The sequence below is a fragment of the Streptomyces luteoverticillatus genome (genome assembly GCF_003970715.1).
Lineage (GTDB): Bacteria > Actinomycetota > Actinomycetes > Streptomycetales > Streptomycetaceae > Streptomyces > Streptomyces abikoensis.
The window spans coordinates 6,706,748-6,726,043 of the sequence record NZ_CP034587.1 but is presented as its reverse complement, the minus strand read 5'-3'; the positions used below and the strand labels follow the sequence as shown (position 1 = coordinate 6,726,043).

16 protein-coding genes and 1 pseudogene are annotated in these 19,296 nt (G+C 72.7%); 9 read left to right on the top strand and 8 right to left on the bottom strand.

Annotation, left to right across the window (positions count from 1 at the left end; all coding sequences use genetic code 11):
* Positions 1–299 precede the first annotated feature (299 nt).
* Positions 300–1,475 (top strand): acyl-CoA dehydrogenase family protein, encoded by a 1,176-nt coding sequence (locus tag EKH77_RS29895; RefSeq protein WP_126917354.1) that lies wholly within the window; start codon positions 300–302, stop codon positions 1,473–1,475.
* Between the two features lie 202 nt (positions 1,476–1,677).
* A complete protein-coding gene (locus EKH77_RS29890; RefSeq protein WP_126917353.1) occupies positions 1,678–3,105 on the top strand; it encodes a flavin monoamine oxidase family protein in 1,428 nt (475 codons plus the stop codon).
* A gap of 98 nt (positions 3,106–3,203) precedes the next feature.
* Here EKH77_RS29890 and EKH77_RS29885 read toward each other — a convergent pair.
* Positions 3,204–4,121, bottom strand: a pseudogene (locus EKH77_RS29885) (NAD(P)-dependent oxidoreductase); the annotation flags it as partial.
* Between the two features lie 144 nt (positions 4,122–4,265).
* Here EKH77_RS29885 and EKH77_RS29880 point away from each other — a divergent pair.
* Together EKH77_RS29880 and iscX are read left to right on the top strand one after the other, a co-directional pair.
* Entirely contained in the window at positions 4,266–4,877 is a 612-nt protein-coding gene (locus tag EKH77_RS29880; RefSeq protein WP_126917351.1) for a TetR/AcrR family transcriptional regulator, read from the top strand.
* Between the two features lie 232 nt (positions 4,878–5,109).
* A complete protein-coding gene (gene iscX, locus EKH77_RS29875) occupies positions 5,110–5,325 on the top strand; it encodes a Fe-S cluster assembly protein IscX (RefSeq protein ID WP_126917350.1) in 216 nt (71 codons plus the stop codon).
* A gap of 40 nt (positions 5,326–5,365) precedes the next feature.
* On the opposite strand, the gene EKH77_RS29870 is transcribed toward iscX, so the two are convergent.
* Positions 5,366–6,709, bottom strand: coding sequence for a flavin monoamine oxidase family protein (locus tag EKH77_RS29870; protein ID WP_126917349.1), 1,344 nt, complete (start codon positions 6,707–6,709; stop codon positions 5,366–5,368).
* A gap of 217 nt (positions 6,710–6,926) precedes the next feature.
* Between EKH77_RS29870 and EKH77_RS29865 the strand changes: the two genes are divergently transcribed.
* Complete coding sequence (locus EKH77_RS29865; protein WP_126917348.1) at positions 6,927–7,931, top strand: trypsin-like serine peptidase; 1,005 nt, start codon at positions 6,927–6,929, stop codon at positions 7,929–7,931.
* 60 nt (positions 7,932–7,991) lie between these two features.
* Here the strand turns inward: EKH77_RS29865 and EKH77_RS29860 are convergent, their stop codons facing one another.
* Both EKH77_RS29860 and EKH77_RS29855 read right to left on the bottom strand, forming a co-directional pair.
* On the bottom strand, positions 7,992–9,137 hold the full coding sequence (locus tag EKH77_RS29860; RefSeq protein WP_126917347.1) for a methyltransferase: 1,146 nt from the start codon (positions 9,135–9,137) through the stop codon (positions 7,992–7,994).
* Positions 9,138–9,223: 86 nt separating this feature from the next.
* Complete coding sequence (locus EKH77_RS29855; protein ID WP_430981017.1) at positions 9,224–10,384, bottom strand: hypothetical protein; 1,161 nt, start codon at positions 10,382–10,384, stop codon at positions 9,224–9,226.
* 232 nt (positions 10,385–10,616) lie between these two features.
* On the opposite strand from EKH77_RS29855, the gene EKH77_RS29850 reads away from it, so the two are divergent.
* Together EKH77_RS29850 and EKH77_RS29845 are read left to right on the top strand one after the other, a co-directional pair.
* The gene (locus EKH77_RS29850; RefSeq protein WP_240667604.1) at positions 10,617–11,180 is read left to right on the top strand and encodes a TerD family protein; all 564 of its coding nucleotides are present in this window, start codon (positions 10,617–10,619) and stop codon (positions 11,178–11,180) included.
* Positions 11,181–11,355: 175 nt separating this feature from the next.
* Complete coding sequence (locus EKH77_RS29845) at positions 11,356–12,885, top strand: AMP-binding protein (protein ID WP_126917345.1); 1,530 nt, start codon at positions 11,356–11,358, stop codon at positions 12,883–12,885.
* Positions 12,886–13,080: 195 nt separating this feature from the next.
* Here EKH77_RS29845 and EKH77_RS29835 read toward each other — a convergent pair whose 3' ends face one another.
* Entirely contained in the window at positions 13,081–13,752 is a 672-nt protein-coding gene (locus EKH77_RS29835) for a class I SAM-dependent methyltransferase (protein ID WP_126917343.1), read from the bottom strand.
* Positions 13,691–14,353: a hypothetical protein gene (locus tag EKH77_RS29830; RefSeq protein WP_240667603.1), complete on the bottom strand. Its 663-nt coding sequence runs from the start codon at positions 14,351–14,353 to the stop codon at positions 13,691–13,693. The genes EKH77_RS29835 and EKH77_RS29830 overlap by 62 nt, the downstream gene beginning before the upstream one ends.
* 188 nt (positions 14,354–14,541) lie before the next feature.
* Here EKH77_RS29830 and EKH77_RS29825 point away from each other — a divergent pair, with 188 nt between their 5' ends.
* Positions 14,542–15,840 (top strand): helix-turn-helix transcriptional regulator, encoded by a 1,299-nt coding sequence (locus EKH77_RS29825; protein ID WP_126917342.1) that lies wholly within the window; start codon positions 14,542–14,544, stop codon positions 15,838–15,840.
* A 42-nt stretch (positions 15,841–15,882) separates the two neighbouring features.
* On the opposite strand, the gene EKH77_RS29820 is transcribed toward EKH77_RS29825, so the two are convergent.
* A complete protein-coding gene (locus EKH77_RS29820) occupies positions 15,883–17,559 on the bottom strand; it encodes a bifunctional 3'-5' exonuclease/DNA polymerase (RefSeq protein WP_126917341.1) in 1,677 nt (558 codons plus the stop codon).
* 139 nt (positions 17,560–17,698) lie between these two features.
* Entirely contained in the window at positions 17,699–18,625 is a 927-nt protein-coding gene (locus EKH77_RS29815; RefSeq protein WP_126917340.1) for a DMT family transporter, read from the bottom strand.
* 230 nt (positions 18,626–18,855) lie between these two features.
* Here EKH77_RS29815 and EKH77_RS29810 point away from each other — a divergent pair, with 230 nt between their 5' ends.
* Entirely contained in the window at positions 18,856–19,245 is a 390-nt protein-coding gene (locus EKH77_RS29810) for a hypothetical protein (RefSeq protein ID WP_126917339.1), read from the top strand.
* Positions 19,246–19,296 lie beyond the last annotated feature (51 nt).

The following is a 19,296-nucleotide window of genomic DNA, read 5'->3' as shown; positions in this document are numbered from 1 at the left end:
CCCACAGGAGTGAAGGACGGGCCCTCGCGGGGCCCCGGCCCGGGACCTCGCGGCCTGGGGCGAGGCCATTCGGCTCATTGCGCGGCACTGCCGGATTTGCCCCCGCGCCGGTTCGGGGGTAATTCCCATCAACGGCTCATCCGACGGTCATCGGGCATTCATCGGCCGCTCCCGCGATGACCGTCGCGTTACCGTCCCCGCCCGATGTCGATGCAGGCCGCAGGTACAGTCGCCGCTGGACTGACAGGGACGCCCGCCGGGGCGGCCCCTTGCACCAATTATCAATGCCAGGAGGCAGGATGAGCGCGTCAGAAATCGGTGCCGCCGAGGTGCTGGCAGCGGTCCGGGACATTGTTCCGACGCTCCGGGACAACGGCCGGAAGACCGAGGACCAGCGCTGGATAGTGGCCGACAACATCGAATTGCTGGAAAAGGCGGGCGTCTTCCGTGTCGCCGTGCCCAAGAAATTCGGTGGCCTGGACCTCCCGGTGGCCGACCAGGCCGAGATCATTTCCGAGATCTCCCGCGGCTGCGGCTCGACCGGCTGGGTGTCCATGGTGTGGATCTCCACCGCCTGGATCGCCAGCCTCTACCCGGACAAGGCCCAGGAGGAGATCTTCGCCGAGGGCTCGGTGCGCATCTCCGGCGGCTTCACGCCGGGCGGCACCCTCAAGCCGGTGGACGGCGGCTACATCCTGAACGGCACCTGGCGCTTCAACACCGGTGTCCCCGGTGCCCAGTGGAACGTCCACGCCGCGCTGGTGGAGAACGAGAGCGGTGAGCACGAGGAGCTCTTTGCGATCGTGCCGACCTCGGACATCGAGATCGCCGACGACTGGGACGTCTTCGGTGCCTCCGGTACCGGCAGCGCCACCTCCACGGCCAAGGACGTCTTCGTCCCGGCGCACCGGATCGTCGGTGTCGACGTGTACGACGCCTCGACCCGCGACCGCTGGAACGCCGACCTCAAGGGCCGCAACTACAACCTCACCAGCTACATCCTGGCCACCTGCGCCCCGGTGTACCTCGGTCTGGCCAAGGGCGCCCTGGAGCTGTTCCTGGAGCGCACCCCGGGCAAGGCCATCACCTACACCAACTGGACCGACCAGGCCGAGCACCCCTACACCCAGGTCCAGGTGGCCCACGCGGCCAACAAGATCGCGGCGTGCGAGGCGCTCCAGAACGTCTGGCTGGAGGCCATGCAGCGTCCCACCGACGCCGGCGAGAAGATGACGACGGAGGAGAAGGTCGCCGTCCGCGGTCAGGTCGGCTATGTCGTCCAGGCCACGAAGGAGGCCGTCGAGACGCTGTTCAACATCAGCTCGGCGTCGGCCATCCTGCGCGGCGCGCCGTTCCAGCGGAGCTTCCGTGACATCGCGGCGCTGTCGCTGCACGGCCTGCTGACGCCCGTCGGTTCCCTGGAGGCGCACGGCCGCGTCCTCCTCGGCCTGGAGCCGGGCACCGACTACATCTGATCCGCCGCCGCGGCGACCCGTGGCGTGAACGGGCGAGGACCGGCGGGCATTTCCGCCGGTCCTCGCGCATGACCGCACGACGTGTACGACCCCCGCACGGCCCGGCCCCCTCGGGCCCTCGCTCCCCCACCCGCTCCCTTCCCCGGCCGTGCCGTCGGCGCTCCGACGACACGGCCATCCGACATCCCATCGAAGGATTGCCATGAACGCTCACGACTCCGGCTCCGTGAAGGTCACCGACCGCCGGCTGGGCCGCCGGTCGCTGCTGAAGGCCGTCGGAGCCACCTCCCTGGCGGCCTCCCTGAGCCCGGTCCTGGCCGGCACCGCGCGGGCCGCCGAGGAGACCCGGCTCGACGCGATCGTCATCGGCGCCGGCTACGCCGGCGGCACCGTGGCCCGTGAGCTGGGGGCCAAGGGTCTGCGGACCCTGGTCCTGGAGGCCCGCGACCGCATCGGCGGCCGGATATGGACCGGCAGCTTCGCCGGCCAGACCGTCGACTTCGGCGGCGGCTGGCTCGGCCCGCAGCAGGAGCTGGCCCAGAAGGAGGTGGCGCGCTACGGGATCAAGACCTTCTACGAGACCCCCGGTGACCGCGCCATGATGCCGGGCGAGACCGGCCTGGTCGGGACGGACCTCTCCACGGTGTCCAGCCGGCTGTCCGGGCTGTTCAAGGAGCTGTTCAAGAACTCCGAGTCCTACTTCGAGCACCCCGCCGACCCGCTGTTCCGCAAGGACCTGCTGGCGGCGGTGGACCCGCTCTCGCTCGAGGACCGGCTGCGGCAGCTGTCGGTCTCCCCCGTCGACCTGAAGTGGCTCAACGGCGGCTCCGCCGTCTACGCCGGTGGTTCGAGCTCCTGGGCCGGGCTGACCAGCATGGCCCAGTGGTACCAGCTCGCGGGCGGCACCTACGAGGGCTTCGAGTCCACGATGGGCATCAAGCCCGTCGGCGGTATGACCGCTCTGCTGACGGCGATGCTGGCCGACTCCAAGGCCATGGTGAAGCTCAACTCCCCGGTCAGCTCCGTGACCGAGGCCAACGGCAAGGTCACCGTCCAGGTCCAGGGCGGCGGCGCGTACACCGCTCCCGTGGCGGTCGTCGCGACCCCGGCCAACGTCTGGAAGTCCATCACCTTCAACCCCGGCCTGCCCAAGGCGCACACCCAGGCGACCACCCAGGGCATGGGCGTGCCGCACGCCACCAAGATCTGGGTGCTGGTCAAGGGCAAGGTGGACGCGGTCTACGGGCAGGCCCCCGAGGGCTCGCCGATCCTGATGCTGGTGCCGCAGCAGCAGCTTCCCGAGGGCCGCCTCTTCGTCGCCTTCGGCGGTCCGTCGCTGGACACCAACGACAAGGCGAAGGTCCAGACGGCGGTCCAGGCGTTCCTGCCCGGGGCCGAGGTGTCCGACTACCGGGCCACGGCCTGGCACGAGGACAAGTACGCGATGGGCGGCTGGGGCATGCGCCGTCCCAACCAGCTGCTCCAGCTGTTCCCGCAGATCGAGCAGCCGCACGGCCGGATCGTCTTCGCCGGCGCGGACATCGCCAAGGGCTGGCACGGCGCGTTCATCGAGGGCGCGATCGAGTCGGGCCTGCGCGCCGCGCAGCAGGCGGCGACCCTCGCGGGCTGATCCTCCGCGCCGCTGACGCGCCACTGACGCGCCGCTGACAGCGAAAACGCCCCCCGCCGAAGGCTTCGGCGGGGGGCGTTTTCGCTGTTTCGCCCGGGTCAGGCGGAAGGCTTCTTCAGGACCTCGATGAGGCTGGAGAAGCTGTTGGCCTCGAAGCCCTTGCCCATGCCGCGCTGGAAGATGTCCTGGACGGCCTTGAGCAGGGTGGTGTCGACGCCCGCGTCCTCGCTGGTGTGGAGGATGTGGTCGACGCTGGCCGCGCCCATCGCCAGGCGGTCCACGTCGCCGGGGTACTCGGCGTTGTCGACGTGCTGGGTGTAGAGCTCCAGGAAGTGCGGCATCATCGTCATCATGTTGGAGGCGTAGGGGAGCAGCTCCTTGGCGGAGACCCCGTTGGCCTTGCCCAGCGCCAGCGCCTGGTAGAAGCTCAGCATGCTGGTCCAGAAGATGATCATCTGGGCCTGGTAGTACATGGCCGCGAGGCCCGGGTCCTCACCGCGGTAGTCGGCGGCGGTGAGAACCTCGAGGGTCTCCTTGTACGTGTCGAAGACCTCGCGCGGGCCGCTGTAGTAGGTGGAGGAGCCCTCCTTGCCGATCAGGGGCGGGGGCACCTGGACGCCACCGGTGACGTGCTTGGCGCCGTGGCCGGCGGCCCACTCGAAGGCCGCGCGGGCCTTCTCCGGGGTGTCGGAGCTGAGGTTGATCAGCACCCGGCCCTCGAGGGCGGCCGTGGCCGGCTCGAGGATGGCGTACATGGCGTCGTAGTCCGTGAGGCTCAGCACCACGAGCTCGTTGGCCTTGAGGGCGTCCTCGATCGAGGGAGCCAGGACGGCGCCCTTGGCGACGAGCTCGTCGGCCTTGCTCGCGGTCCGGTTCCACACGGTGACAGGGTGGCCGTTCTCCAGGAACGCGGTCACCATCGCCTGGCCCATCGGGCCGAGCCCGATGACGGTCACTGCCTGCTTGCTCACTGGTTCTCCTTGATTGTTACCGCGATTGATACCGCTGTGCCGCTGATACCGCTGGGTGTCGCTCCGCCGTCCTGACGGGGGTGCAGCAGGACGGAGGGGCGGCGGTCCGCCCGTTCTAGAACGAACGCTCTACCCAGAAGAAACATAGCACAGCGCTAGAGCGAACGCTCTATCCGTTAAACTCATGGAATGCAGACGACCAAGCCGCGACACGACGCCACCGAGGGAACGGACGCCGCCGTCGGCACCCGGGACCGGATCGTCCGGGCGGCGGCCCGGCTGCTCCAGCGCCAGGGATACGAAGGGACGGGCATCAAACAGATCGCCCGTGACGCCGAAGCCACCCTCGGCTCCGTCTACCACTTCTTCCCCGGCGGCAAGCAGGAGCTCGCCGTGGCCGCGATCCAGCACGGCGAGCGCGAGTTCGCCGACATCCTGCGCACCGGACTGGCCGCCGACGACGACCCCGCCGAGGCGATCACCGCCTGCACCCGGCTGCTCGCCGACTCCCTGCGGGAGTCCGACTGGATGGACGGCTGCCCCGTGGCGGCCACCGCCCTCGAGACCGTCGGGCGCGCCCCCGCCATCCAGCAGGCCTGCGCCGAGGCCATCGGCCACTGGACGGACCTGGTCGCCGAGAAGCTGCGCGGCCGCCTCGACGAGGACACCGCCCGCGATCTGGCCTGCGCGGCGATCAGCACCCTGGAGGGCGCCGAGCTGACCGCGCAGGTACTGCGGAGCGAGGAGCCCCTGCTGACGGCGGGCCGGCACCTGGCCCGGCTGATCCGCACCTACAAGTAGGACGATGGCGCTCATGCTCTCTTTCGGGAGGGTTCTCGCTGTCGCACTTGACCGTGCGTCAATCCCGCGCCGACCGTAACGCGCAGTCACCCAACCCGTGCCCACCGTGCGGTAATCGCCCGGTCATCGCCGCAGGACAGCCCACGATGACCGGACGATGACCGGTGTCCGGCGAGCGCCCCGCCGGAGGGCTCCCTGGACCTCGCGGGCACCCTCCGCCACACTCTGGCCCATGCGATGGACGGACATCGAAGAGATCGCGGCGGCCCTCGCCGAACAGCACCCCACCACCCGGCCGGTGACGGCCGATCTGGTCCGGATCCGGGACTGGGCCGCCGGGCTGACCGGCTTCAGCGACGACCCGAGCCGCTGCAACGCCCGGCTCCTGGAGTCGATCCAGCTCGCGTGGAGCGACAGGACCACCGTCCGGGAGGACAGAGCCGGCTGACGTCCCGGGCCCACGACGCCCCCGGCCGCCCCCGGGCCGCTCAGAGCGCCAGGACGCTCCGGGCCGCGCGGCGGCCGGAGAGCAGCGCGCCGTGGACCGTGCTGCTGTGGTCGGCGCTCGTCGCCTCGCCCGCGAAGAACAGGCGGTCCCCGACGGGTTCGGCCAGGACGTCGTGGTCGCCGGGCTCGAAGGCGGCGGCCGGGAAGGAGTACGAGCCCCGGGCGAAGGGGTCGGCCGCCCAGCGGGTGAGCCGGTACGCCGAGGGGTCCGGCACCCTGTCCCCGTAGACGCCGCGCAGGACGGCGAGGGCGTCGCCCACCACGGTGGCGTCGTCCAGCTCCTCAAGGCGGCGGGCGACGGGCCCGCCGTGGAGGACGGCCAGCACCGGGGCCCCGGTGACACGCCGGAGGTCGAACCAGTTGGCGAAGGCGCCGTGCGGGGTGTCCTCCAGGCGGATCACGTCGCTGTCGTCCCAGAACGCCTCCGCGAAGCGCAGGTAGAGCTTGTCGTAGACGCCCATGCCCAAGCGCTCGATGACATCCGCCTTGGCCTCGGGGAGCTCCGGGGCGAAGGTGACGGCGCCGGCCTTCAGCACCCCGAGCGGCAGCGTGACCACGACCCGGTCGGCGGTGAGGACGCCCTGGCCGTCGGTGTGCACCTCCACCTGGCCGCCTCCGTGTTCGACGCGGGTGACGCGGTGGCCCAGCCGTACGTCCAGCCCCCTGGCCAGGTGGTCCGTCAGCTGTGCGTAGCCGCCGGGAAAGACGGCCTCGACGCCCTCGTAGTCCTTGCCCCAGATCACGGCGGTCAGGGCCAGTTCCCCGATGCCCGCGCCCCAGTCGTCCTCCGCCATCCGGCCGCACGCCTCGAGGACGCGCCTGGCCCGCGCCGGCTGCAGGCCCGCGGCGCCCAGCACGGCACGCAGCCCCTCGGCGAGGGACAGCCCCGGCTCGGCCCGCGCGGCGAGGGCCTCCAGCGCACCGCCGACGGTCTTCAGGTCCTTCCCCAGGGTCTCCGCCTCGGCGCGGGTGAGGCGCCGGCCGTCGGGGGTGTAGGAGACCGTGCCGTCCTGGCTGCCGTAGTCGAGGGTGCCGACGTCGTACACGGCCGTGGCGGCCCCCGCCTCCTCGGCGAGCTCCGCGACGGGGTTGTCCTCGACGCCGTGGATCCACGAGGCGCCCAGGTCGATGCGGAGCCCCTCCCACTCCTCGGTCCACAGCCGCCCGCCGGTGCGCTCCCGGGCCTCCAGGACCGTCACGTCGTGGCCCGCGCGGCGCAGTTCCCGGGCGGCGTATAGCCCGGCCATCCCCGCGCCGACGACCAGGGTCCTGCGTCCGTCGCCGTCGGTGGGCGCGGCCGGAGTGCCGGTGCGGTGGATCGTCATACCGGAACCGTAAGCGATGGGCCGCGATCACGGCGGAAAACGGCCGGGGCCGACCGCACGCCTTTGACGCGCCCCTGTCAATCCCTCGCCGTGCGTGGCACGCTTTTCTGACGCACCGTCGAATCCGCACCACTCGTCTGCCCGGACCCCGGCAGCCGGTCCGGCCCCCCACACGGCCCCGCGCCCCACGCGCCCGGCCTCGGCAGAAGGAGTACGCGTGAGACGTCCCCACCGCAGCACCTCCGGCATCCTGCTGGCCGCCGGCACCCTGGTCGCCCTGGGCACTCCGGCCACCGCGTCCGGCGCCGCGCCGGCCGGGGCCGAACGGGCCCCGGAGACCGCGCACACGAGCGCGGCCCAGCGGGACGCCACCGCCTTCTGGACCCCCGAACGGATGCGCTCGGCCACTCCGCTCGACCTGCCCGCCGCCGCCCCGGACGGTCCGGCCGCCTCGGCGGTCCGTCCCGCCGCGGAGTCGCGCGGCGCGGTGTCCACCGTCGCGCCCACCGCCCCGGCCGTCCCGTCCACCCGGGTGGCGTCCATCCCGCAGGCCGGCGGGCCGTGGACCGGGGGCGGCGCCGTCACCCACACGATCGGGCGAGTGTTCTTCACCTTCCAGAACCGCACGGCCTCCTGCTCCGGCGACGCCGTGACCAGCAAGAACGGCAGTGTCGTGCTCACCGCCGGGCACTGTGTGAAGTACCAGGGAAGCTGGCACACCAACTGGGTCTTCGTCCCCGGCTACCACGACGGGCAGTCGCCGTACGGCACCTGGGCGGCGGCCAAGACGCTCTCCACCCCGCAGTGGACGGCCAGCGAGGACATGAACAACGACATCGGAGCCGCCGTCGTCGGCCCGGTGGACGGCAAGCGGCTCACCGACGTCGTCGGCGGCCAGGGCCTCGAGTTCAACGGCGGCTACAACAAGGACATGTACGCCTTCGGGTTCCCGGCGGCGTCCCCGTACGACGGCAGCAAGCTGATCTACTGCAGCGGGACGTCCACGAAGGACTTCCTGCTCACCCAGGACCACGGCCTGGGCTGCAATATGACCGGCGGGTCCAGCGGCGGCCCGTGGTTCACGTCCTTCGACGAGTCCACCGGCGCCGGGCTCCAGGCGTCGGTCAACAGCTTCGGCTACACGTTCCTGCCGAACACGATGTTCGGCCCCTACTTCGGCGACGAGGCCAAGAACCTCTACGACACGGCGCAGAACACCTGACGCCTACGCGCGACGTCCCGCCCCCGCGTGGCGGGGACGGGACGTCCACGTACGGGCGGGTCAGCGCTTGACGGCCCGCAGGATCACGAACTTCGGGTCGCTCGCGACGACCTCGCACTCACCGAAGAGCCTGCGCAGCCGGACGTGGTAGCCCAGGTGCCGGTTGCCGACGACCCACAGCTCCCCGCCGGGGCGCAGCGCCGCGCGGGCGCCGGCGAACATCCGCCGGGCCGTGGTGTCGGTGGTGGCCTGGTGGCTGTGGAAGGGCGGGTTGTTCAGGACGAGGTCAACCGACGCGGCGGGGACGCCTTCCAGGCCGTCGCCGACGCGGAACGTGGCGACGGCGTCCGGTCCGGTGTTGTCCCGGAAGGTGGCCTCGGCGGAGGCCACGGCCTGGTGGGACTCGTCGGTGAACAGCAGCTCCGCCTCGGGGTTGGCCAGCGCCGCGGCGGTGCCGACGACGCCGTTGCCGCAGCCCAGGTCGACGACGCGCTCGGGGCCTCGGCGCTCCGGCAGGTGCGCGAGGAAGAAGCGGGTGCCGATGTCGAGGCGGTCGGGGCAGAAGATACCCGCGTGGTTGGTGACGGTCATCCCGGAGGCCGGGCCGATGCCGGTGGGCAGGGCGTAACGGTGCGGCCAGGGGTTGGCGGGGCGGGCGGCGGCGGGGTCCGGCGTACAGAAGATGAGCCGGGACTTCTTCACGGCCAGGGACGTCCGGGTGGGACCGAGGATCGTCTCGAACAACCGGAGCGTCGAGGTGTGGATCTCGGTGACCCGGCCTGTGCCGATGACCACGGTGTTCTCGTGGACGGCGGGCGCGAGGCGGTGGAGCTGGTCCTCCAGGAGCGCGAGGCTCTTGGGCACGCGGACGAGCAGGACGTCGATCCGCTCGGGCGGGGTGTCGCGGGTGGACAGCAGCCGGACGTCACCGGCGGGGACGCCATTGCGCGCCAGGTTGGCCCGGGTGGCCTCCTGGCCGAGGTGGGAGTCGGAGATCTGGGTGGGCCGGTGCCCGGCGAGGGCGGTGACCAGGGCTCCCCACCGGTCGCCCACCACGACCACGGTGCCCGAGAGGTCCGTGCCGGCCTCCGCGAGGTGCTCGAGCAGGTACTCGTCGGCGGAGTCCCAGGCGCGGAGGGTGTCGCGGGGGTCCTCGGGGAAGCGGGTGAGCTCGTACTCACCCCGTGACGTCGTGAAACGGTTCATTGTGCCTTCAGGCTAGCCGAGGGGCCGCCGGGGCCCGCCCTCGGCGGGTCCGGCGGCCGGCCGCTCCCCCGGCGGGGCCGGGCGGGTCAGCAGTCGGGGACGTCCGGGAGCTTGTCGCCGGGCGAGGAGACGTAGATGTTGGTGATCCAGCCGCCGTACTTGGGCAGGTAGGCCCACCAGTCGTTGGTGTACGGGGGAACGGTGACCACCTGTCCGCGTTTCTGGCAGCCCGCCAGCACGTCGACCCCGGCGGGCAGCGTGGTGAGCACGGCGGAGTCGGTGCCGGCCCGGGCCCGTACTCGTACGCCGGAACCCCAGGTGCCGAACCAGCTTCCGGGGGTGCGGGTGGCGCCGGGGACGTTCAGCTGCCGCACCACCGCGCCGAGGTCGGAGTACGCCTTGCCGTAGGGGGTGCCTTCGGCGTGGAGGGTGAACACGGCGACGATGGTGCGGTCGGCGGCGCCCACGGTGCCGGTGGTGTGGAGGGCGGGGCGGCGCAGGTCCACGCCGTCGGCCGGGGCCGGGGCCCGGGCGGGCGTCCGGGCCGGGGCCGGGGGCCGGGTGGCGGCCGGGCCGGTGGCGCAGCCGTTGGAGTCGAAGCCGGACCAGCCCTGTTTGACGGCCCAGGGCCGGTCGAAGACGGCCGCGATGCCGAAGCTCTGGTCGTAGCCGTCCGTGCCGCAGCGGGTCGAGGCGCGCAGGTTGCCCATGACATAGTCGCGGACGGGCGCGGGCGCCTCGTCGAGGAGGTACCGGTAGATCCGGACAGTGTCCTCCGCCGAGAGGGCGGTGTAACCCCAGTACCCGGGCCGGTCGGCCGGTGGCGGCGCGGTGTCGGCCAGTTTCAGCCGTGCCACCATCCGCTCGACGATGGCGCCACCGCCGTCGCGGTCCCAGAACGTGCCGGCCGCGCCGTCGTCGCTGCTGCGCAGCATGACGTCCAGCAGCGCCCGGTCGGCGTCGGGTATGGGGTACGAGGGACCGCGGTCCCACAGGTAGTCGAGGGCGATCAGCAGTTTGACCACCGAGGCGGAACGGAACCGGGCCCGGGCGTTCAGTCGCTCGGTGAACGTGCCGGTCTGCCGGTCGAACACCGCGATGCCCGCGCTCACTCCGGCCGGCAGGCCGATGGCCGCCGAGCGCGCGGAGGACGCCGCGCCGACGGCGGATGTGGTGCACAGGGCGGCCAGGGCCAGGACGGTGAGGACCACCGCCGGCCTCAGGACACCGATGAAGCGGATCTGCAACGCGCTCTCCTCCCGGACGGCGATCCCCGCGATGCGACCGGCTCCGCGGTGTGCCGCGGTGGTCGGGGATCCACTCCGGATGGTGGGGTGCGGCGGGCGCGCGGTCACCGGTATTCGGTCAGCGTCGAAGACGGCCCGTCAACCCCGCCCGGACGGTGGGCTGTCGGCCGTCGGCGAACGGGTGTGTCATGGCACCATGGAAGGTCGGCGCGCCGAGGAAAGGGGAGGTCCTGTGGGCGGTCTGGACAAGAGTTCCGCGAGCGGTCCCAACAAGGGGAGCGGTCTCAACAAGGGGTTGGAACGGGTCGTGGTGGCCCTCCGGTGGGATCCGAGCCCTCCGGGCGCGGCTCCCCACGATCTGGACCTGATCGCGGCGACGTACGGCGCCGGCGACCCCCACGGCGAGCCCGCCTACCTCGTGCACTTCGACAGCCGTTCCCCCGACGGCACGATCACCCTCAACCGGGACAGCCAGGACGGCAAGGGCTTCGGCGACGACGAGGTCCTGACGCTGGAGCTCGACCGGCTGAGCCCCGACTACGTCCGGGTCGTCGTGGGCGTCGCCATACAGCAGGGCGACGGGCGGCTGACGTTCGGCGGCGTCGCGGGGACGAGCGTGCACGTGCGGGAGGGCCGTGAGCAGCTGGCGGAGGACGACTTCTCCGGGGTCGGCGGGGCGACGGCGGCGAGGGTCGCGGAGTTCGTCCGCGACGGTTCGGGGGCCTGGACCTTCCGGGGCGGCGTCCACGGATTCGACGCCGATCCGGCGGCCTTCGTGAGGGTCATGGGGCGGTGAGCCCTCGCCGGTGCCCGGCGCCGACGTCCTCGACGGCGCCGGGCGCCGGTGCGTCCCACACCCGGCATCAGGAAACCGGTCCTCCGGTTTGATCGAAAGATGGACCGCTCATATATTTGCCCCAGGTAACTATGTGAGCGGCGGCCGTCACCGCCGCCGCCGGGAGGAAACCCTGATGACCGCCACCCCCATCACCTTCCGCAATTACGTGGAGGACATCCTCGATGCCCTGAACACCACCCCGGACCGGCCCGCCTTGAAGCACGAGGGCCGGACCGTGACGGCCGGTGAACTCCGCGCTCTCGTCTTCCGCATGGCGCGCGCCCTGCGCCGGCTGGGCATCGGTCGCGGACAGACCGTCACCCTGCTCAGCGGCAACCTCCCCGAGGTCATCGCCGCCCGGTACGCCGCCAATCTCCTCGGCTGCACCGTCAACCACCTCTACAACAAGCTGTCGGCGGAGTCGCAGGCCGCCATCATCGAGGACGTCGAGACCCGGGCCCTGATCGTCGACCCGCGCTGGGCCGACCGGGCCGTCGAGGTGAGCGCGCAGGCGCCGGTGAAGCACGTCCTCACCCTGGGGCCCGCGCCGCTCGGCGAGGACCTCCTGGAGCTGGCCGCCGCCGAGTCCGCGGAGCCCCTGCCCGGCGAGGCGCGGCCGGACGACTTCTGCACCATCCGCCACACCGGCGGGACCACCGGCCACCCCAAGGGGATCTGCACCACCTTCGGGCAGATCGCCTCCCACCGGATCTGGCCCAAGGACTACCCGCGCCGGCAGCTGCTGTGCACCACCGTCGCGCACGCCGGGGGCATGTTCGCCGACACCACCCTCCACTCGGGCGGCTTCGTGGTGCTCCAGGAGGACTTCGACCCCGCCCAGGTGCTCGCCGCCGTCGAGCGCGAGCGCATCACCGACCTCTTCCTGCTGCCGCCGCTGCTCTACCGGCTGATGGACCACCCGGACGCGGCCACCACCGACACCTCCAGCCTGCGCTCCCTCACCTACGGCGGCTGCCAGGCCTCCCCCGCCCGGCTCGCCGACGCGATCCGGCGCTTCGGCCCCGTGCTCGTCCAGTTCTACGGGCAGAGCGAGGTGGGCGGCATCAGCATGCTGCTGCACGATCAGCACGACCTGGCCCGCCCGGAGCTGCTGCGCACGGCGGGCCGGATCCTGCCGGACGTCGAGGTGGAGATACGCGACGAGTCCGGGCGGGTGCTGCCGCACGGCGAGCTCGGCGAGATCTGCGTCCGCTCCCCGCACGTCATGAACGGCTACTGGAAGCAGCCCGGGCTGACCGCCGAGGTACTGCGCGACGGCTGGCTGCACACCGGCGACGTGGGCCGGCTGGACGACGAGGGCTTCCTGACGGTCGTGGACCGGCTCAAGGACATGATCATCGTGGTGGGCGGCCACGTCTACACCTCCGAGCTGGAGGACCTCCTCAACTCCCACCCCGACGTGACGCAGAGCGCCGTCTTCGGCGTCCGCGACGCGGACCGCATGGAACAGGTGCACGCCGTCGTCGTCCCCAGGCCGGGCGCCGAGGTGGACGAGGCCGGGCTGCGCGCGCTGGTGCGCGAGAGCCGTGGCGCCATGTACGAGCCCGCCCGCCTCACCTTCGCCGAGGCGCTGCCGCTGACCGAGGCGGGCAAGCCGGACAAGAACCGGCTGCGCGCGGAGGCGGAGCGGGCCGCGGCGTGACGGGCGCGCCAGGGCGGGCGAATCGTTACTCCTTGGCGTCCGCGTAGCACCGCACCACCGCCGTGGTGAGCGGGAACCGCACGGGCGTGTCGCCGAAGGCGATGCGCCCGTGCGGTCGCCCGACACGTGGGTGAGCAGCCGATCCGGCGCCCCGGGACTCACGGTCGCTGTGGTGTGGTTGGCGTCCTGCCGAGTTCAGGCGACGACGGCGCGTACGAGGAGGGTTCCCAGGGCCTCGTCGCCCGGCGGGGGCACGACGCGCGCGTCGACGTCCGTGAAGCCGCTGCGCTTGAGCAGGTCGGCCCACATCTCGGGCGGGTACTGCCAGCGCAGGACCGTGAGTTCCCGTTGCCGGCCTTCGAGCCACTTCCCGTGCATCCGCTGAGGGCCGTAGGCGTCCGGGCCGGGCTCGGCGTGGCTGAAGACGAAGACGCCTTCCGGCGCCAGCCGCTTGGCGACCAGCGGGAGGAGCTGTTCGGGGTCGGTGAACCAGACCGCGCCCCACATGGAATAGATCGCGTCGTACTCCGTGGCCTCGGTGACGAGGAAGTCGCACACGTCGGCGTGATTGAAGGTGACGCCTGGTTCGTCCGCCCACCAGCGGCGGGCGCGCTCGGTCTGGAACGCGGAGAAGTCGACGCCCGTGACCTGGGCGCCCCGGCGGGCCAGGTGGACGGCGTCGGTGCCTTCGCCGGGACCCAGTTCGAGAACCGTGCGCGGCGCGCCGAGGAGTTCGGGGCCGGGACCGTGGCCGGGGAACTGCGTCCACTCGAACCGGCCCGGCTCGGGGGCCGGCTGCGCGCCCTCACCCCGGTGGGGCTTGTAGAGGTCCCAGTACTCGGCGGGGGTGAGGGGCGGGCGGGACATGGGCCTCCTCGCGAGGAACGGCGGGCCGCGTGAGTTCGCCACCGTACCGGCACCGCCCTGCCGCCGAGGCGTGTTCGCCGGACTCCGCCCGCTTGGCCCATGAAGCGGCCCGGGTGCGCTCGTGGCGCCCCCGGGCCTGACCGTTTCCGGTTCGCTCAATGACAACTGGTGCCCGGGGCACATGGGCCGCACTTGGCGTAGTCGGCTTCCCAGAGCTTCCAGTCCACCTCGAACCCGTTGTCGTGGATGATCTTCGCGGTGCGTTCCACCGAGCCGTCGTACTTGAACTCGATCTCGGGATGTGCTCCAGGAATCGGCCCTCGAAGTGCTCGGCGCAGAACTCCCGGTAGTTCCTGGTGTCCAGGATGAAGGTGTGAACGGCGATGTCCACGGTGCGGCCGCAGCACATCTCCAGCTGCTGACCCCACTTGTCCATCGCGGTGATCAGGTACGACACAGCCGCGTGGAACAGGCGGTTCGCGTACACCTCGTCAAAGGGGTAGTCGCGCATCAGCAGCAGGATCTCCCGCTCCCACACCTCCGGCTTCACGTACTCCCGGGGGTCGCGGACCTTCGGCCTGCCCTCGACTGCCGTTGCCATGCTGTCCTCCTTGGTCCGATGCCTTCACCCCACGGCCGGGGCGCTCCCTCAGTGCACCGCGCCCACGCCGCTCTCGGTGATCCATTGCCGCAGGTCGCACACGGTGTGCAGATGCTGCACACGCCCTCGACGCGCCCCGCGGCGACGCGTACCGTGGGCGCGCCGGTCCCGCGCCCATTGGGGGTGTGATGAGCACCGATCCGCTGTGGAGGACGGCCGAGGCCTCCGCCCTGGCCGAAGGACGTCAGGTCGGCGCCCTCATCCGGCTCGGCCGGACCCGCCGCGGTTGGCGCCAGGCCGACCTCGGCCGGAGACTGGGGTGTTCGGCCTCCACCGTCTCCCGGCTCGAACGCCACGGGACGGGCGACCTCGGCCTGCTCCGACACGCCGCGCGCGAGGTGGGGTTACCGACAGATGTTCTGGCCACCGCCATCGGCCTCACCGAGGCGGCAGCCACTACAGTGGCGCCGTCTGGTCCGCGTCGTGAGGAGGACCCGTTGCGCCGCCGCACACTGCTCACCACTGCCGGAGTGGCGGGCACCATCCAACTGCCGGCCGGTATCGACGACGCCCTGGCAGCCATCCCCACCTCACCAGGCGGGGCCGCGCCGGGCCCTCCCCGCCTGGCACAGGCCCAAGCCCTCTTCGACGCCGGCCGGCACGCCCGGCTCCTCGAAGCGCTGCCGACGCTGCTGGCCGAAGCCCACGCCGCCACCCGCACCGGGTCGCGGACGGCGTACGCGACCGTGTCGTCGTGTTACTCCCTGGCCTCCCGGGTCCTGACGAAGATCGGTCGCTACGAGCGGTCCCGGCTGACCGCGGACCGGGCACTGACCTACGCGGACCTGTCCGGCAGCGCCCTCGCCACAGCCGAGGCGTCCCGCGAGCTGAGCATCGTGCTCCGGCATCAGGATCAGCCGAAGGCGGCCCAGCGTCTGGTCGACCGCGCCCTGACCGCCGTCGAGCGCACGGGGCTGGCCACACAAGCACAGGCGATGGCATACGCCCAGATGCTCTGCACCACCGCGTACACCGCCGCCCGCGCCGGTGATCGCGACCGGGCCCTGACACTCGTGCGGGAAGCCGGCCGTGCGGCCGCGCGCCTCCCCGACCAGCCGGCGGCGGGCGCCGTGTTCTCGATCAGCCCGGCCGCGGTCACTCTCTACGAGGTCGGCGTGCACTGGGCCGTCGGTGACGCCGGCACCGCCCTCCACGCCGGCCGGAGCCTGCACCCCGCGCAGTTCTCCACAGCCGAACGGCGCGCCCGCATGCACACCGACCTCGCCCGCGCCTGGTGGCAGTGGGACAAACCTCAGCAGACCGCCGACGCTCTCCTCCACGCCCTGCGTGTCTCCCCGGCGGAGGTACGGGACCGGCCCGCCATCCGGCGCGTCGCCGACGACCTGATCAACCGGCATCCCCGTACCGTCGGCGCACGGGAACTGGCCTCGGCCCTGGGCACCCGCGCCCGCGCGGGGACTGGTTGAAGCCGACGGCCCGTCCGGCCGATGTCGTTGCCGGCCGCCCGCCTACTCCTTGGCATCCGCGTAGCACCGCACCACCGCCGTGGTGAGCGGGAACCGCACGGGCGTGTCGCCGAAGGCGATGCGCCCGGCGCGGTCGCCCGCCTCGCGGATGGCCGCCGCGACGGCGGGGGCCTCCTCCTCGGGGCAGTGCACGATCACCTCGTCGTGCTGGAAGAAGACCAGCTCCGCCGCCATGTCCGCGAGGGACCGGCGGACCAGGGCGAGGACCATCACCGCCCAGTCGGCCGCGCTGCCCTGGACGACGAAGTTGCGGGTGAACCGGCCCCGGGCGCGGGCGCCCGCCGTGCCGCCGGGGGCGGCGGGCTCCTCGTCCTGCGGGATGCCCGCCTCGTCGTACGCCCCGGCCGTGGCGGAGGGCGGGCAGGTGCGGCCGAGCCAGGTGCGCACCAGGCGGCCCTCCTCGCCCGCGCGGGCCGCGTCGTCCACGAAGGCGACGGCCGCCGGGAAGCGGCGGCGGAGGTCGGCCATGTGCTTGAGGCCGTCGCCGGAGGTCTGCCCGTAGATGGCGCCCAGCATGGCGAGCTTGGCCCGCTCCCGGTCGCCCGAGAAGGCGCGCTCGGCCAGGTCGGCGTAGAGGTCGCGGCCGCTGCCCGCGACGTCCATCAGCCCGGGGTCGCGGGAGACGGCGGCCAGCACCCGGGGCTCGATCTGGTCGGCGTCGGCGACGACCAGGCACCAGCCCGGGTCGGCGACGACCGCCCGCCGCACCACCTTGGGGATCTGCAGCGCCCCGCCGCCGTTGGTGGTCCACCGGCCCGTGACCGTGCCGGCGGGCAGGTACTCGGGCCGGAAGCGGCCGTCGCGGACCCAGGACTGGAGCCAGGACCAGCCGTGGGCCGTGTGCAGCCGGTAGAGCTTCTTGTACTCCAGCAGGGCGGGGACCGCCGGGTGGTCGATCTCCTGGAGCTCCCAGGCCCGGGTGGAGGACAGGGCGATGCCCTCGCGGGCGAAGGCCCGCACGATGTCGGCCGGCAGGTCGGGCCGTACGCGCACGCCGTCCCCGAAGGCGCGGGACACCTCGTCGGCCAGCTCGGCGAGCCGCCGGGTCTCCTGACCGCCCGGATAGCGCTCGCCCAGCAGCGCCAGCAGCAGCTCGTGGTGGACGTCGGCCCGCCAGGGCACCCCGGCGCGGCCCATCTCGGCGGCCACCAGGGTGCCGGCGGACTCGGCGGCGGTCAGCAGGCGCGTCCGGCCGGGGTGGGCGGTGCGCTCCGTCCGGGCCAGCTGCTCCGCGTACACCTCCAGCAGGGCCGTCAGCTCGTCCGTGCCCGGCGGCAGGGGCACCGGGCCGGGGGCGAACAGGGACGGCTGGGTCTCCGCCGCCCGCGCGGGCGGGTCGGCGGGCACGGGCAGCCCGCGCAGCCGCGCCCAGGCGGCGGGCAGTGAGCGGGGCTGGCCGGACTGGCCCTCCTCGTGCCCGATCAGCAGCGCCTCGGCGGCCTCGACGTCATAGCAGCGCTCGACCCGGACGCCGGCCGCGAGCAGCCGCCCGTAGGCCTCGGCCGTGGACCGCCACACCCAGCGGTCCACGCCGGGCCGCGACCGGACCGCCTCGGCCAGGCTCTTCTCCGTCTCGACGGGCCCGGCGGCCCGCCCCTCCCCGTCCACCGGGCACAGGCGCGCGCTCCCGTCGTCCGTCTCGGCCACCGCCCATCTCATGACGGAGAGTGTCGCACCGGGGTCCGACAATCACAGTCCACACGGGTCTGCGGCCGCCCACCACGCGGTCTTCGGGGGCCCGGAGAGAGGGTGAACGAGGCGTCGCCGGACACCGAGTGCGGTGTCCGGCGACGCCGGTTCAGCGGGTGGCGGGGGTCTTCGGCGCGTCGGCCGGGACCGCCGCGCCGGATTGCTCGCGTGGGGCCGAGCCGGCCACCACGCGGCTGCGCCCCGACGGGCGGCGGACGGCTGCGATGCCGACGCCGGCGAGGACGATCAGGCCGCCCAGGGCCGCCACGGGGGTCGGCAGGACGCCCATGAGGGCCGCGTCCAGGGCCAGCGCCGCGACCGGCACCGCGTAGAGCACGAGGGAGCTCGTCGAGGCCGTGGCCGCCTCCAGCACGCGCGACCAGGTGCAGAAGGCCAGCGCCGTGCAGCCGAGGCCCAGCCACACCACCGCGGCGCTCTGGTGCCAGCCGGCCGCCGCCGCCTGGCCCACCGCCCGCGGGGCGAAGAGCAGCAGGGGCACCAGGCCGAAGAGGCTGCCGTAGAAGATGCAGTCCATGCCGGAGTAGCGGCACAGCAGGGGCTTCTGGAGGATGAAGGACGTCGCCTGGGCGGCCGCCGCGAGGACGACCATGATCATGCCGGAGTGCGAACCGCCTCCGCCGCCGCCGGACATGGCGACCACCAGGGCGCCGGTCAGGGCCACGAGCAGTCCGCCGACGCCCCAGGCGCCGGGCCGTTCGCGCAGCACGAGCATGCCCAGGACGGTGGCGAACACCGGGGAGGTGGCGACGAGCATGGCGGCCGTGCCGCCCTCGACGTGCCGTTCGCCGGCGTAGAGCAGCAGCTGATAGGCGGTCATGCCGGTGAGCCCGAAGCCCGCCATGCGCGGGATGTCGCCGCGGCGCAGCCTGCTGACGCGGCCCGTGAACAGGAACGGCAGCAGGAGGACGACGGCGACGGCCAGCCGCAGGACGGCCATGGCGGTCGGCGTGTAGCCGTCGAGCGCGACACGGATCGCCGGGAAGGCCGAGCCCCACAGGATCGCGGTCGCGGCCATGAACTTCCAAGGGGTCGCCACTCGGCGCTCGCCCACCAACGGAAACACCGCCTCTGACGGGTCGGGAAAACCAACGTCTGCGACGCTACCGAGATTCGACCCATAAGTCGAATAATGAATTCCGTTATTGGATCAAAGGAATCCTTTGAGCTCTGAGTGGCGGGCCGGCCCGGCTTCTCCTACCGTCGAACCCGACGAAGTCTGAGCGGACGGCGGAGGAGCACCGGGTGATGAGCGGCCTCGAGACTGCGGACCATGTCAGCGTTCACCTCACCGGTTGCGCCAAGGAGGACGCGAGTACCGTGTTCGGCGCGCTGGAGGCCGCGTTCCCCGAGGTCGGCGAGCCGGGGACGACGGGCCGGGGACCCGCCGAGGAGGCCAAGGGGGGCGCCACGGTGTGGTGCATGATCGTCGACGCGCGGACCCGTGCCACCCCGCGCGCCGTCGCGCCGGCCCGGCTGGCGTCGCCCGTCACCGTCGACCTCTTCGGCGCCGCCGACCCGGTGCGCCAGGTCAAGGAGGAGCTCGGCGTCGTCTTCGGGGTGGAGGACCACGGCACGGTGCCGGGCGAGCACGAGCTGGAGGTACGGCTCCAGCTGGGCTCGCACCCCGACGCGTAACCCCCGGCCGACGCCCCGGCCGACGCCCCGGCCGTTCCGCGCGCTGTCGTG